Origin of the sequence: Serratia sp. P2ACOL2 (assembly GCF_003691565.1) — a bacterium.
Lineage (GTDB): Bacteria > Pseudomonadota > Gammaproteobacteria > Enterobacterales > Enterobacteriaceae > Serratia > Serratia liquefaciens.
In genome coordinates, this window is record NZ_CP033162.1 from 124,266 (window position 1) to 137,421 (window position 13,156).

Consider the following 13,156-nt stretch of genomic DNA (forward strand, 5'->3'; position numbering starts at 1 on the left):
CCTTTATAGGCTTGTAGCTCAGGTGGTTAGAGCGCACCCCTGATAAGGGTGAGGTCGGTGGTTCAAGTCCACTCAGGCCTACCACTTCTCGAAGTGGAAAAGGTACTGCACGTGACTGTATGGGGCTATAGCTCAGCTGGGAGAGCGCCTGCCTTGCACGCAGGAGGTCAGCGGTTCGATCCCGCTTAGCTCCACCATATAGTCCTGTATTTCAATACTTCAGAGTGTACTGGCAACAGTATGCTGCGAAGTATTTTGCTCTTTAACAATCTGGAACAAGCTGAAAATTGAAACATGACAGCTGAAACTTATCCCTCCGTAGAAGTATTGGGGTAAGGATTAACCTGTCATAGAGTCTCTCAAATGTAGCAGCACGAAAGTGGAAACACCTTCGGGTTGTGAGGTTAAGTGACTAAGCGTACACGGTGGATGCCTAGGCAGTCAGAGGCGATGAAGGGCGTGCTAATCTGCGATAAGCGTCGGTAAGGTGATATGAACCGTAATAACCGGCGATACCCGAATGGGGAAACCCAGTGCAATTCGTTGCACTATCATACGATGAATACATAGTCGTATGAGGCGAACCGGGGGAACTGAAACATCTAAGTACCCCGAGGAAAAGAAATCAACCGAGATTCCCCCAGTAGCGGCGAGCGAACGGGGAGGAGCCCAGAACCTGAATCAGTTCTTGTGTTAGTGGAAGCGTCTGGAAAGTCGCACAGTAAAGGGTGATAGTCCCGTACACTAAAATGCATTAATTGTGAGTTCGATGAGTAGGGCGGGACACGTGACATCCTGTCTGAATATGGGGGGACCATCCTCCAAGGCTAAATACTCCTGACTGACCGATAGTGAACCAGTACCGTGAGGGAAAGGCGAAAAGAACCCCGGCGAGGGGAGTGAAATAGAACCTGAAACCGTGTACGTACAAGCAGTGGGAGCACCTTCGTGGTGTGACTGCGTACCTTTTGTATAATGGGTCAGCGACTTATATTTTGTAGCAAGGTTAACCGTATAGGGGAGCCGTAGGGAAACCGAGTCTTAACTGGGCGAATAGTTGCAAGGTATAGACCCGAAACCCGGTGATCTAGCCATGGGCAGGTTGAAGGTTGGGTAACACTAACTGGAGGACCGAACCGACTAATGTTGAAAAATTAGCGGATGACTTGTGGCTGGGGGTGAAAGGCCAATCAAACCGGGAGATAGCTGGTTCTCCCCGAAAGCTATTTAGGTAGCGCCTCGTGAACTCATCTTCGGGGTAGAGCACTGTTTCGGCTAGGGGGCCATCCCGGCTTACCAAACCGATGCAAACTCCGAATACCGAAGAATGTTATCACGGGAGACACACGGCGGGTGCTAACGTCCGTCGTGAAGAGGGAAACAACCCAGACCGCCAGCTAAGGTCCCAAAGTCATGGTTAAGTGGGAAACGATGTGGGAAGGCATAGACAGCCAGGATGTTGGCTTAGAAGCAGCCATCATTTAAAGAAAGCGTAATAGCTCACTGGTCGAGTCGGCCTGCGCGGAAGATGTAACGGGGCTAAACCATGCACCGAAGCTGCGGCAGCGACGCTTAGGCGTTGTTGGGTAGGGGAGCGTTCTGTAAGCCGTTGAAGGTGGCCTGTGAGGGCTGCTGGAGGTATCAGAAGTGCGAATGCTGACATAAGTAACGATAAAGCGGGTGAAAAGCCCGCTCGCCGGAAGACCAAGGGTTCCTGTCCAACGTTAATCGGGGCAGGGTGAGTCGACCCCTAAGGCGAGGCCGAAAGGCGTAGTCGATGGGAAACAGGTTAATATTCCTGTACTCGGTGTTACTGCGAAGGGGGGACGGAGAAGGCTAGGCTAGCCGGGCGACGGTTGTCCCGGTTTAAGCGTGTAGGGGGAGTGACCTGGTAAATCCGGTTACTTATTAACCCTGAGGCGTGATGACGATGCACTACGGTGCAGAAGTAGTTGATGCCAAGCTTCCAGGAAAAGCCTCTAAGCATCAGGTAACACAGAATCGTACCCCAAACCGACACAGGTGGTCAGGTAGAGAATACCAAGGCGCTTGAGAGAACTCGGGTGAAGGAACTAGGCAAAATGGTGCCGTAACTTCGGGAGAAGGCACGCTGGCGCGTAGGTGAAGAGACTTGCTCTCGGAGCTGAAGCCAGTCGCAGATACCAGCTGGCTGCAACTGTTTAATAAAAACACAGCACTGTGCAAACACGAAAGTGGACGTATACGGTGTGACGCCTGCCCGGTGCTGGAAGGTTAATTGATGGGGTCAGCCGCAAGGCGAAGCTCTTGATCGAAGCCCCAGTAAACGGCGGCCGTAACTATAACGGTCCTAAGGTAGCGAAATTCCTTGTCGGGTAAGTTCCGACCTGCACGAATGGCGTAATGATGGCCAGGCTGTCTCCACCCGAGACTCAGTGAAATTGAACTCGCTGTGAAGATGCAGTGTACCCGCGGCAAGACGGAAAGACCCCGTGAACCTTTACTATAGCTTGACACTGAACATTGAGCCTTGATGTGTAGGATAGGTGGGAGGCTTTGAAGCGTGGACGCCAGTCTGCGTGGAGCCAACCTTGAAATACCACCCTTTAATGTTTGATGTTCTAACTCGGCCCCGTGATCCGGGGTGAGGACAGTGTCTGGTGGGTAGTTTGACTGGGGCGGTCTCCTCCCAAAGAGTAACGGAGGAGCACGAAGGTTAGCTAATCACGGTCGGACATCGTGAGGTTAGTGCAAAGGCATAAGCTAGCTTGACTGCGAGAGTGACGGCTCGAGCAGGTACGAAAGTAGGTCTTAGTGATCCGGTGGTTCTGAATGGAAGGGCCATCGCTCAACGGATAAAAGGTACTCCGGGGATAACAGGCTGATACCGCCCAAGAGTTCATATCGACGGCGGTGTTTGGCACCTCGATGTCGGCTCATCACATCCTGGGGCTGAAGTAGGTCCCAAGGGTATGGCTGTTCGCCATTTAAAGTGGTACGCGAGCTGGGTTTAGAACGTCGTGAGACAGTTCGGTCCCTATCTGCCGTGGGCGTTGGAAGATTGAGAGGGGTTGCTCCTAGTACGAGAGGACCGGAGTGAACGCACCACTGGTGTTCGGGTTGTCATGCCAATGGCACTGCCCGGTAGCTAAGTGCGGAAAAGATAAGCGCTGAAAGCATCTAAGCGCGAAACTTGCCTCGAGATGAGTCTTCCCTGGGCCTTTAAGGCCCCTGAAGGAACGTTTAAGACTAAGACGTTGATAGGCTGGGTGTGTAAGTGCAGCGATGCATTGAGCTAACCAGTACTAATGATCCGTGAGGCTTAACCTTACAACACCAAAGGTGTTTTAGAGAGATTGTAGAGATTTTCAGCGAGTTCCGAGATTGGTTTCAATGGCTACGGGAGTAGCGGTTGGAATGAAACAGAATTTGCCTGGCGGCAATAGCGCGGTGGTCCCACCTGACCCCATGCCGAACTCAGAAGTGAAACGCCGTAGCGCCGATGGTAGTGTGGGGTCTCCCCATGCGAGAGTAGGACACTGCCAGGCATCAATTAAGCCAAGAGGCCATCCGCAAGGATGGCCTTTTGGCTGTGCGCGAAAGAAAAAAGGCGCAGCCAGGCTGGGTCTTGTATTCCTCGTCGTCAAATCTCTTTTCCAGCAATACCGTTAATCATCTTTATCCAAGAGAAAAGGCCCCGAAGGGCCTTTGATTAGGGTGTGTTTGCTTTTTTCACTTATTATTCGTTTAGTGTGAGCTGCCCTGGGAAATGCCCAGGCCGGTTTGTGAACGTACAAATTGAGCACGGAAGCGTTCGCGTTCTTGTTGCCCGGCTAAAGAGCTGTCGGTAACCGAGAACAGCCAAGTGCCGACGAACGCGACAATCATCGAGAACAGCGCCGGATATTCATACGGATAGATGGGTTTCTCATGCCCCAGGATCTGCACCCAGATCGTCGGGCCGAGGATCATCAGGATCACCGCAGTGAGCAGACCCAACCAGCCGCCGATCATGGCACCACGGGTTGTCAGACGTGACCAATACATCGAAAGAATAATAATCGGGAAGTTACAGCTGGCAGCGATAGAGAAAGCCAAGCCGACCATAAAGGCGATATTCTGTTTCTCAAACAAAATCCCCAGAGCTATCGCCACGATACCCAGGATCACCACGGTAATCTTGGAGACGCGCAGTTCGTCACGCTCAGTCGCTTTGCCGTTTTTAATCACGCTGGCGTACAAATCGTGAGATACCGCTGAAGCACCCGCCAACGTCAGGCCTGCGACTACGGCCAAAATGGTGGCAAAGGCGACAGCAGAGATAAAGCCGAGGAAGAAGTTGCCGCCCACGGCGTTGGCTAAATGCACCGCCGCCATATTGGTACCGCCCAGCAGCGCCCCGGTGGCATCTTTGAACGCCGGGTTAGGGCTGACCAACAAGATGGCCCCGAAGCCGATAATAAAGGTCAGGATATAGAAGTAACCGATAAAACCGGTGGCGTAGAACACGCTTTTGCGGGCCTCTTTAGCGTCGCTCACGGTAAAGAAACGCATCAGAATATGTGGCAGACCAGCGGTACCGAACATCAGCGCCAACCCCAGAGACAACGCAGAAATAGGGTCGGAAACCAGACCGCCCGGGCTCATGATGGCGAGGCCTTTTGGATGCACCTTCACGGCTTCGGCAAACAGGGTGTTGAAGTCGAAATTGACCGATTTCATCACCATCAACGCCATAAAGCTGGCACCGGCCAGTAACAGCACCGCCTTGATAATCTGCACCCAGGTGGTGGCCAACATCCCACCGAACAAGACGTACAGCACCATCAGAATACCGACCAGAATGACCGCCACGTGGTAATTGAGGCCGAACAGCAGCTGAATCAGCTTGCCGGCACCGACCATTTGGGCAATCAGATACAGTGCGACCACCACCAGAGAGCCACAGGCGGAGAGCGTACGGATTGGCTTTTGTTTTAACCGGTAGGAAGCCACGTCGGCAAAGGTGTAACGGCCCAGGTTACGCAGGCGTTCTGCAATCAGGAACAAAATGATCGGCCAGCCGATCAGGAAACCGATGGAGTAAATCAGTCCGTCATAGCCGGAGGTATACACCAGGGCAGAAATACCCAGGAAAGAGGCCGCTGACATAAAGTCGCCGGCAATCGCCAGACCGTTCTGCAGACCGGTAATTTTCCCGCCGGCGGTGTAATAGTCCTGACGTGAACGAGTACGTTTTGAGGCCCAATAGGTGATATACAGCGTGGCGCCGACAAACAGGATGAACATGACGATGGCCTGAATGTTCAACGGTTGGCGCTTCACTTCACCGCCAATGGCATCGGCAAAGGCCAGGCCCGGTAGCATCATCAGAGCGGCGGCGGACAGTAAACGCTTCATTTCTTCACCTCACGCAGGATTTCTGCAGTCAGGCGATCGAATTCGCCGTTGGCGCGGAATACGTAGATCCCGGTGAGCACAAAAGAGATCACGATCAGGCCAACGCCTACCGGGATCCCACGGGTAATAGTGGATCCTGCGGCGATCGGGGTGCCCAACCACTGAGGATCGAAGGCGATCAATAAAATAAAGCCAACGTAGAGCGCCAGTGTAATCAGCGACAGCAGCCAGGCAAATCGGCTGCGTTTTCGCACCAGCTCGATAAAGCGCGGGTTTTCCTCAATCCCTTGATAAATGGTGTCATTCATCAGAGTGTCTCCAGTAGGTATTGAACGAATACGCCGCGCTTGAAGCCGATCATTGGGTTATCTTCCCGCCGATCGGCCAGAGGCGGCGTAAATTATGACGGCACTTTCATTGATTGTTTTTCTTCCAACAGCTTGTCGACTACGGCCGGATCCGCCAGCGTTGAGGTATCCCCCAGGTTGCTGGTATCGCCGGCGGCAATTTTGCGCAAGATACGGCGCATGATCTTGCCGGAGCGCGTTTTGGGCAGGGAATCTGTCCAGTGCAGCACGTCCGGGGTAGCGATCGGCCCTATTTCTTTACGTACCCAGTTACGGACTTCGGTATAAAGCTCAGGCGAAGGTTCCTCGCCGTGATTGAGCGTGATATAGGCGTAAATTGCCTGGCCTTTAATGTTATGCGGAATGCCGACTACCGCCGCTTCGGCAATTTTCGGGTGAGAGACCAGGGCGGATTCGATTTCGGCGGTGCCCAGACGGTGGCCGGACACGTTCAGTACGTCGTCGACGCGGCCAGTGATCCAGTAGTATCCGTCTTCGTCACGGCGCGCGCCGTCACCGCTGAAATACATGCCTTTAAAGGTGGAGAAGTAGGTTTGCTCGAAGCGATCGTGATCGCCGAACAGGGTTCGCGCCTGGCCAGGCCAGGAGTCGGTGATCACCAGATTGCCTTCGCAGGCACCTTCTTGCGGCGTGCCGACATTATCGACCAGCGCCGGCTGTACGCCGAAGAACGGACGCGTTGCCGAGCCGGCTTTCAGCTCGGTGGCGCCCGGTAGTGGGGTGATCATAAAGCCGCCGGTTTCGGTCTGCCACCAGGTGTCTACGATGGGGCATTTGCCGTTGCCGATTTTATTGTAATACCACTCCCAGGCTTCAGGATTGATTGGCTCACCCACCGATCCCATGATACGCAGCGAGTCGCGTTTGGTGCCTTCGATCGCTTTGTCGCCTTCAGCCATCAGGGCACGAATGGCGGTGGGCGCGGTGTACAGAATATTGACCTGATGCTTGTCGATCACCTGTGACAGACGGTTGACGCCAGGGTAGTTCGGCACACCTTCAAACATCAGGGTAATGGCGCCACAGGCCAGTGGGCCGTACAGCAGATAGCTGTGGCCGGTGACCCAACCGACGTCCGCGGTACACCAGTACACGTCGCCATCGTGGTAGTCGAACACGTACTTAAAGGTCAGGGCGGCATAAACCAGGTAGCCGCCAGTGGTGTGTAGCACACCCTTGGGTTTGCCGGTTGACCCCGAGGTATAAAGGATAAACAGCGGATCTTCCGCATTCATCTCTTCCGGCGGGCAGTCGGCTGAGACGCCTTCGGTCAGCTCATGCCACCACAGATCGCGGCCTTCCTGCCAGTAGCCCGGTTTGCCGGTGCGCTGGAACACCACAACGTTGGCGACGCTTTTCACACCAGGATTCTTCAGCGCATCATCGACGTTTTTCTTCAAGGGTACGGCACGTCCGGCACGCAGGCCTTCGTCAGCGGTAATAACCAGTTTTGAGTTGGAATCGATAATTCGTCCGGCGACCGCTTCCGGTGAGAAACCGCCAAAGATGACCGAATGCACGGCCCCGATGCGGGCGCAGGCCAGCATGGCCACCGCGGCTTCCGGTACCATCGGCATATAGATAGCCACGACGTCGCCTTTTTTAACGCCCAGCTTTTTCAGCACGTTGGCGAACTGGCAGACATCGTGGTGCAGTTGTTTGTAGGTCACTTTTTTTGACTGGGTGGGATCGTCACCTTCCCAGATGATGGCAGTTTGGTCACCACGTTCGGCCAGGTGGCGATCGAGGCAGTTGGCCGCCAGGTTCAGGGTACCGTCTTCAAACCAGCGAATGCTGATATGGCCCGGATCAAACGAGGTGTTTTTTACCCGGCTATAAGGCTTTATCCAGTCGAGAATTTTTCCCTGCTCGCCCCAGAACATTTCTGGGTCTTGCACAGATTGTTGATAATATTGTTGATATTGTGTCGGACTGATCAGGGCGTGTTCTGCAATTGCAGAAGGAATAGCGTGTTTATGCACTTGGCTCATAGCTTTTCTCCTTGAAGTTGTTAATGATATGTCAACTGAAGGTTAAGTATAGTTTGCTCCGATTCTTTGTTTCTTTTTTGCGCGGCAGATCACGCAACGAAGATATTGATTTGTAATAGTTCTGCCCCATTTGTGTTGAGCATCTATCTGCTTGGCGGGAAAAAACGTTCAGATACCAAGTTTTCGCCAGAAAACACTATCTAAAGAACTAAAAAGAATAAACAATCCCACAATAAACCCGTTTTTTATCGCCATTTTTTAATATAAAACGCCACTGTTAAAATCTCGGTTAAATCCTTTTGGAACATAGTTCCCTTTTGATATTCGATGTTGATATTAATAGTGGAGTGGTCAGTCAGCGGCGTTAATAAGAGAATGATTTGAGAATCATCCTAATAAATAGACGATAAAATGCGGTACCTGAACGTTCTGATATTTTCATTTTTAAAACTTTATTGCAACAAAATATAAACATGTACGATGGACTAAATATGCAAGATTAGCGAAAATAAACGCACTTCCATCCGGCTAAAAAAGCAAAGTATGAGGTGGTTTCGTGATACATCTCGCATAAAATTATGCTTTTAATAACAACTAATTATGTTTGGTGAAATTAAATACTAAATTCATTTGTGATTATATTTTGCACAGAAGGTCGATAAAACAAGGCTTGCAGAGCATGCCTTTCAGATGGTACAGATTTAAATAGCGTCACACTAAGGGCAGGTGAGCGCTTCGTTGTCATCAACATAAGCCTGTATTAAATGATTAAGTATTCTTTTCGGCGAATTGTTTTAAATACGCGGAAAAGAGTCTTTGAGGACTTTTTGGGTATGAAAAGTGTAAAAATCAGTCTTGCTTGGCAAATCCTGATCGCGTTGGTACTGGGTATTATCGTTGGGGCCGTACTCCATAATCAGACGGAATCACGAGAGTGGTTAGTCAGCAATATTCTTAGCCCGGCGGGAGATATATTTATTCGCCTGATTAAGATGATTGTTGTGCCGATTGTTATTTCTACACTGGTTGTCGGTATCGCCGGGGTGGGAGATGCGAAAAAGCTGGGTCGGCTCGGATTGAAAACCATTATTTACTTTGAAGTGATCACCACTGTTGCCATCGTGGTGGGGCTGACGCTGGCTAATGTTTTTCAACCCGGTCACGGTATCGACATGTCGACGCTGACCGCAGTCGATATCTCGCAGTATGAAAAAACCACTGAGCAGGTGCAAAGTGGATCGCACAGCCTGGTTGCCACGGTTCTGTCGTTGATCCCGTCGAACATTTTCGCTTCGATGGCGAAGGGCGACATGTTGCCGATCATCTTCTTCTCGGTGCTCTTTGGTCTTGGTCTGTCGTCATTGCCGAAAGAAACCAAAGAGCCGCTGCTGAAGGTGTTTAAAGCCGTTTCCGAAAGCATGTTCAAAGTCACTCATATGATCATGCGCTATGCGCCGATCGGGGTATTTGGTCTGATCTCAGTGACGGTTGCCAACTTTGGTTTCGCCTCGCTGTGGCCTTTGGCCAAGCTGGTGGTGCTGGTGTACTTTGCTATCGCCTTCTTCGCTTTGGTGGTGCTGGGCGCCGTTGCCCGCATTTGCAATCTGCGTATCTGGACGTTGATTCGTATTTTGAAGGATGAACTGATCCTGGCCTTCTCCACAGCCAGTTCAGAAACGGTGTTGCCGCGTATCATCGAAAAAATGGAAGCCTACGGTGCACCGAAGGCGATCACCAGTTTTGTGGTGCCGACGGGTTATTCCTTTAATCTGGACGGCTCGACGCTGTATCAGAGCATCGCCGCCATTTTTATTGCGCAGCTGTACGGTATTGAGCTGTCCCTGGGGCAGGAGATTGTCCTGGTGGTGACGCTGATGCTGACCTCTAAGGGCATTGCCGGCGTGCCGGGGGTTTCCTTTGTGGTGCTGTTGGCCACGCTGGGCAGCGTCGGGATCCCGTTGGAAGGTCTGGCGTTTATCGCCGGGGTTGACCGTATTCTGGATATGGCACGTACCGCGCTGAACGTGGTGGGTAATGCGTTGGCGGTATTGGTGGTCGCGAAATGGGAGCACCAGTTCGACAGCAAAAAGGCGCGGGCTTACGAACAAGCGTTCTTGTCCGGCAAGGTAAAGCAGGTCAACGAGTCTTAACGGCTATTGCGCTTGCTTATGAAAAAACCCGCCTTGTGCGGGTTTTTTTTCGTTCATTTTCCACAGAGGAATTAACAGGAAGGTGCGGAACCTTGCGGTGGCAAGAAGCGCAGCGGATCCAGAGCGGTAGCGCGATAGCGTATTTGGAAGTGCAGCATGACCTTATCGGTACCTGTGCTGCCCATGGTGGCGATTTTTTGCCCGGCTTTCACTTCCTGCGCGTTGCGCACCAGCAGGGTGTTGTTATGAGCGTAGGCGCTGATGTACTCGTCATTGTGTTTGATCATAATCAGGTTGCCGTAGCCCCGCAGTTGGTTACCCACGTACACCACTCGACCTTTGGCTGCGGCAAATACCGGCTGCCCGCGGTTACCGGCGATATCAATGCCTTTATTGCCACCGTCGGCGGTAGAATACTTGCTGACGATATTGCCCTGGGTTGGCCAGCGCCAGCATTTGATACTGCTGCGGATCGGCGGCGCAGCGGCCGCAAGTTGGCCTGTCGATTTCGTTTTACGCGTTTTACCTTTCTGCGCCGTCATATTATTTAACGCCAGCTTTTGGCCAATCTCGAGATTGTAAGGCTTGGGGATCTTGTTGCGACGCGCCAGCTCGCTGACTTCACTATTGGTGATCCAGGCAATATAGAACAGAGTATCACCGCGTTTGACGGTATAGGTGCTGCCGCTATAGCTGCCTCTGGCCAGGCTATCGTAGTCGCGGTCATAGGTGTTGGCCTTCTTTCCGGAGCCACAGCCCAGCAACGCAAGACTGACTACGCACACGGCCATCAGCCGCCATACAGCGAATGTGCTTCCCATACTCAAATATCGTCCTTAAACGTCGTCGCCCTTAGTAGTTATGCTGCCAGGTGGTACTTGTGCGGGAGCATAGTGATCTTCGTATAGTAACATCAACGGCTATGTGGTCAAAAAAGCTGCCTGGCGGTTTCACTGGACGGCGAAATATGCCGCCTTCATTTTGTCACTGTATAATAATGCGATAACTTTCACCGTCCTGGTAACTTCACCATGTCCCTCTTGTCTGCCCGTTATTTATTACCCACCGCCGCGTTGTTGCTGATTGCATTGCTGATTTATAGCGGTGTTTACCCCTATGACCGAATGACCTGGCTGATGGAAGTCATGCCGGTTGTGATAGCGCTGGTTGTCTTGGGGCTGACCCGGAGTCGTTATCCGCTAACCCCCTTGTTGTACCAGCTGATTTTTCTCCACGCGTTAATTTTGATTTTTGGCGGTATGTATAGCTATGCGCGCGTGCCCGCCGGGTTTTACGTGCAGGAGTTATTGGGATTGGGGCGTAACCCCTACGATAAGCTTGGGCATTTTTTCCAGGGGCTGGTGCCTGCGCTGGTGGCGCGGGAAATTCTGCTGCGTGGGGATTATGTCCGGGGCCGAAAAATGTTGGGTTTCGTGGTGTGCTGCATTGCGTTGGCCATCAGCGCAGTTTATGAACTGATCGAATGGTGGGCCGCATTGGCATTAGGGCAGGGTGCCGATGAGTTTCTGGGAACACAGGGCGACCCATGGGATACCCAGTCTGACATGTTTTGTGCCCTGTTGGGGGCGGCATGTGGGCTGTTGCTGTTCGGCCGTCGACAGGATCGGCAACTGGCTGGTTTAAGCGCGAAATAGCGTTCCTCCGTTTATCAACTAAAGTATTAGGTTTTAGCCTGCAGCTCGCTTCGGGGTAATGGAGTAGGCGGAAATGGATATGCAAGAAACCTTAACGCTCTCAAGCTATCTGGTACTGGCCGCCACCTTGCTGGTGGCCTATGTCATTTTCGGCATTGCCGGTTTTGGCTCGGCGTTGGTCGCCAGTCCGGTGATGGCGCTTTATATTCCGGTAGCGAAAATTGTTCCTTTGCTGGCGCTGCTGGACATGTGCGCGGCCATTGTTAACGTCAGCCGCGATGGTCGCAATGCACAATGGGCAGAATTAAAACGGCTGATCCCGGTGATGATTATCGGCAGTCTTCTGGGCGCGGCGATCCTGCTGAAAACCCGGCCGGATATCCTCTTGTTGGCGTTGGGCATTTTTGTGGTGCTCTATGCTCTTTATTCGCTCAGCGGTTTAAAACCCGATCGGCAATTTTCGCCCAAGGCTTCGGTGCCTTTTGGCCTGGTGGGCGGGATTTTCAGCGCATTATTCGGCAGCGGCGGCTTTATCTATGCCATCTATCTCAGCGGTCGTATTGAGAAGAAAGAGGCTTTCCGGATGACTCAAACCACGCTTATCGGGATGAGTACGTTGACGCGGGTGGTTATTTTCACCTTTGCCGGTGTTTATCTGGACATTGATTTATTGCTACTGGCATTGGTGCTGCTGCCGGGGATGTTGGTGGGGATTACCCTGGGGCGTCATTTCACTTTGAAAATGTCACGTGAGCAATTCCTGAAGCTAATCAATGTGATTTTGTTGGCCTCGGGTACCGCGCTGATGGTTAAGTATTTCAGTTGAGCATGCTGGGCGGAATGCCTTCTGCCATGCCAGCGAGCTTTACTTCGATCCCAATTAAGCGGCGCTGGTGGGTGTGGCCACTTATTCAGGCATTCTCTCAGGCGCGCCAGGCCCTCAGGTTATGAGGGCCAAGCTGGTGATTTATTGCATGGGCATGCCGGCATCAAGGCGCATCAGGGCAAGCAGTAAGCCGCTGAGTGCGGCATAGAAGCCAAACTTGTCGTAACTGAGGCAGCGCTGATTAAACTCCGGCAGCCAACTCAGACAGTGAATCAAGGCTTCACTTCGCAGTTCAAGCAATTCTCTGCGCTCATTCCCAGCTTCTGTTAATGCGAAATTCAGGTGACTTAACAGTTCGACAACCAGAGCTAAATGATCTTCCGGTTCGCCAAAGGAACTCTCCACCGCCATGCCCGATTGTGCCAACAGCGCTTTCATCTGCGCGCTGGGTTCCTGCTTAAAACGCGAAGATTCCAACTGATAACAAGAGGAATAGGGTAACGCAGCGGACTTCTCCGTCATCAGGAACAGCCCGGCGAAGTCGGCGGCCAATTCCAGTTGGGCGTCGGGCCGCTGTTGGAGTGCCGTAACGGTTTGTCTGAATTGGGTTACCGGCGCTGTCAGCCCCGGCAGCGGTTCAATTATTGCCAGCCATGCGGTGAGTTCAGGGCTGGTCAGTTCTGCAATTTGCAGGTCGCTAAGCTCGCGGGCGAAACTGCCGGATAACCAGGCATAGAGGCAAGCATAATGCGGATGTCCCAGCGCTGAAATATTATCTTCCATGGAA

General features: G+C 52.3%; 8 protein-coding genes, 2 tRNA genes and 2 rRNA genes. 7 read left to right on the plus strand and 5 right to left on the minus strand.

Annotated features, from left to right (window positions below):
• The first annotated feature begins 7 nt into the window (after positions 1–7).
• The 4 genes from EBA31_RS00610 (at position 8) to rrf (ending at position 3,527) form a co-directional block, all read left to right on the plus strand.
• Positions 8–84 (plus strand) — tRNA-Ile (locus EBA31_RS00610).
• 37 nt (positions 85–121) lie between these two features.
• Positions 122–197, plus strand: a tRNA-Ala gene (locus EBA31_RS00615).
• Between the two features lie 205 nt (positions 198–402).
• A 23S ribosomal RNA gene (locus EBA31_RS00620) occupies positions 403–3,309 on the plus strand.
• Positions 3,310–3,411: 102 nt separating this feature from the next.
• Positions 3,412–3,527 (plus strand): 5S ribosomal RNA (rrf, locus tag EBA31_RS00625).
• 199 nt (positions 3,528–3,726) lie between these two features.
• Here rrf and actP read toward each other — a convergent pair.
• The 3 genes from actP to acs all read right to left on the minus strand — a co-directional run bounded on the left by actP (position 3,727) and on the right by acs (position 7,738).
• On the minus strand, positions 3,727–5,379 hold the full coding sequence (actP, locus tag EBA31_RS00630; protein WP_122076651.1) for a cation/acetate symporter ActP: 1,653 nt from the start codon (positions 5,377–5,379) through the stop codon (positions 3,727–3,729).
• Entirely contained in the window at positions 5,376–5,687 is a 312-nt protein-coding gene (locus tag EBA31_RS00635) for a DUF485 domain-containing protein (protein ID WP_020824859.1), read from the minus strand. Before EBA31_RS00635 ends, actP begins: the two co-directional genes overlap by 4 nt.
• 92 nt (positions 5,688–5,779) lie before the next feature.
• Positions 5,780–7,738 carry an acetate--CoA ligase gene (gene acs / locus EBA31_RS00640; RefSeq protein WP_122076655.1) on the minus strand — a complete coding sequence of 653 codons (1,959 nt, stop codon included), beginning with the start codon at positions 7,736–7,738 and terminating at the stop codon, positions 5,780–5,782.
• 833 nt (positions 7,739–8,571) lie between these two features.
• Here acs and gltP point away from each other — a divergent pair.
• The gene (gene gltP, locus EBA31_RS00645) at positions 8,572–9,888 is read left to right on the plus strand and encodes a glutamate/aspartate:proton symporter GltP (RefSeq protein ID WP_122076658.1); all 1,317 of its coding nucleotides are present in this window, start codon (positions 8,572–8,574) and stop codon (positions 9,886–9,888) included.
• 71 nt (positions 9,889–9,959) lie between these two features.
• Here gltP and actS read toward each other — a convergent pair whose 3' ends face one another.
• Positions 9,960–10,709 (minus strand): amidase activator ActS, encoded by a 750-nt coding sequence (gene actS, locus EBA31_RS00650; protein ID WP_122076661.1) that lies wholly within the window; start codon positions 10,707–10,709, stop codon positions 9,960–9,962.
• Positions 10,710–10,919: 210 nt separating this feature from the next.
• On the opposite strand from actS, the gene EBA31_RS00655 reads away from it, so the two are divergent.
• Both EBA31_RS00655 and EBA31_RS00660 read left to right on the plus strand, forming a co-directional pair.
• Complete coding sequence (locus EBA31_RS00655; RefSeq protein ID WP_122076664.1) at positions 10,920–11,543, plus strand: DUF2238 domain-containing protein; 624 nt, start codon at positions 10,920–10,922, stop codon at positions 11,541–11,543.
• 79 nt (positions 11,544–11,622) lie between these two features.
• Positions 11,623–12,369 (plus strand): sulfite exporter TauE/SafE family protein, encoded by a 747-nt coding sequence (locus tag EBA31_RS00660; RefSeq protein ID WP_122080569.1) that lies wholly within the window; start codon positions 11,623–11,625, stop codon positions 12,367–12,369.
• A gap of 141 nt (positions 12,370–12,510) precedes the next feature.
• Here the strand turns inward: EBA31_RS00660 and torD are convergent, their stop codons facing one another.
• Complete coding sequence (gene torD / locus EBA31_RS00665) at positions 12,511–13,152, minus strand: molecular chaperone TorD (protein ID WP_122076668.1); 642 nt, start codon at positions 13,150–13,152, stop codon at positions 12,511–12,513.
• Positions 13,153–13,156 lie beyond the last annotated feature (4 nt).